A 1,497-nucleotide genomic window follows, 5' to 3' on the forward strand; every position below is an offset into this window, starting at 1 on the left:
CGAAAGACATCCCAGGAGCTGAAATGTCAAGCCGCGACCTGTTCGACGTGATGCGGCCAGGCGGTCGTCTCGTCGTAGAGGCTGCCGGTCTTGAGGCAGCCGTGCAGGATGCCGACGAGACGGTTCGCGAGCTGGCGCAGGGCGGCGTTGTGGTTGGCTCCGCGTTCTCGTTGCCGGTCGTAGTAGGCCCGGGCTCCGGGGGACGCCTGCAGGCTGGAGAAGGCCTGGGTCATCAGGGCGTCGATGAGCCGGTCGTTGTGGACGAACCGGGCGCTCACGGTTCTCTTCTTGCCGGAGGCTCGGGTGATCGGCGAGGTGCCGGCGTAGTTCTTGCGGGCCTTGGCGGTGGTGTAGCGGTCGGGGTCGTCGCCGAACTCCGCGAGCACCCGGGCGCCGAGGACCTGTCCCAGTCCGGGCTGGGACAGGACGATCTCAGCGGCCGGGTGCTGGCCAAAATGCTCGGCCACCTGCCCCTGGAGCTCCTTGACCTGCTCGTTCAGCACGGTCAGCACCGCGATCAGCGCACGGACCGAGGCGGCGTAGGCACCGGCGACGACGTCGGGCTGGCCGAGGTGGGCCGCGCGCAGCGCGGCCTGGATCGCCGCGGCCTTCGTCGCGACGTCGCGGCGCCGCGCGCGGCGCAGGGCGGCGCTGATCTGGCTGAGGGTCAGCCGGGCCGCGGCTGCCGGGGTCGGCGCCTTGGCGAGCAGTTCCAGGGTGTCGGCGGCGTCCAGGTCCTCGAAGGCGACGAGCGCGGCGGGGAAGTAGTCCCGCAGCGCGTGCCGCAGCCGCTGGGTGTGCCGGGTCCGCTCCCAGATCAGCGTCTTGTGGGTGCGGGTCACGACCTTGACCGCCTCGACGGCGGCGCTGTCCCCGGCGACCGGTCGCAGCTGGTGGGCGTCGGTGCGGACCATGTCCGCGAGCACGTGCGCGTCGGCGGCGTCGCTCTTGGCGCCCGACACGGCGTGCCGCGCCCGGTAGTGCGACGCCTGCAGCGGGTTGATCGCGAACACGGTGTAGCCGGCGGCGAGCAGAGCCTGGACCCAGGGGCCGCGGTCGGTCTCGATCCCGACCAGTACCTGCACGTCGTCGGGCTCGTCGCCGGCGTGCTCGCCGACCAGCGCGTGCAGCCGGGCCATGCCGGTCACTCCCTCGGGCAGCCGGGCCTTGGCCAGCCGCCGTCCCGAGGCGTCCATCACCTCCACATCGTGGTGGTCTTCCGCCCAGTCGTCCCCTACGAACAGCCGCAACGCCTCTCCCACCCCTCGTGCCGATCACCATGAGCAGCCCGCGGGAGAACCATCAGCGACCTAATGAACACAGTGCTCACGCCGCGAGCGGCGGGCACGACATCCCATCAGCGATCAACTCTCCCGGCCTACCGGCAGGGGCACGGTCTTTCGTCAGGACTCGAGGTCCGGGACAGACGAGTGCTCACCTGCCGGCGGCTACCGCCCGGAGTCTGCCGGATGGCTGGCTCCCAGAACTCATTAGGAC

1 protein-coding gene is annotated in these 1,497 nt (G+C 71.1%); it reads right to left on the reverse strand.

The window, feature by feature from the left end; translation table 11 throughout:
- Positions 1-26 precede the first annotated feature (26 nt).
- Positions 27-1,250, reverse strand: coding sequence for an IS110 family RNA-guided transposase (locus I6A81_RS41160; RefSeq protein WP_456319699.1), 1,224 nt, complete (start codon positions 1,248-1,250; stop codon positions 27-29).
- Between the last annotated feature and the right edge of the window lie 247 nt (positions 1,251-1,497).

The sequence above is a fragment of the Frankia nepalensis genome (genome assembly GCF_016786325.1).
Classification (GTDB): domain Bacteria; phylum Actinomycetota; class Actinomycetes; order Frankiales; family Frankiaceae; genus Pseudofrankia; species Pseudofrankia nepalensis.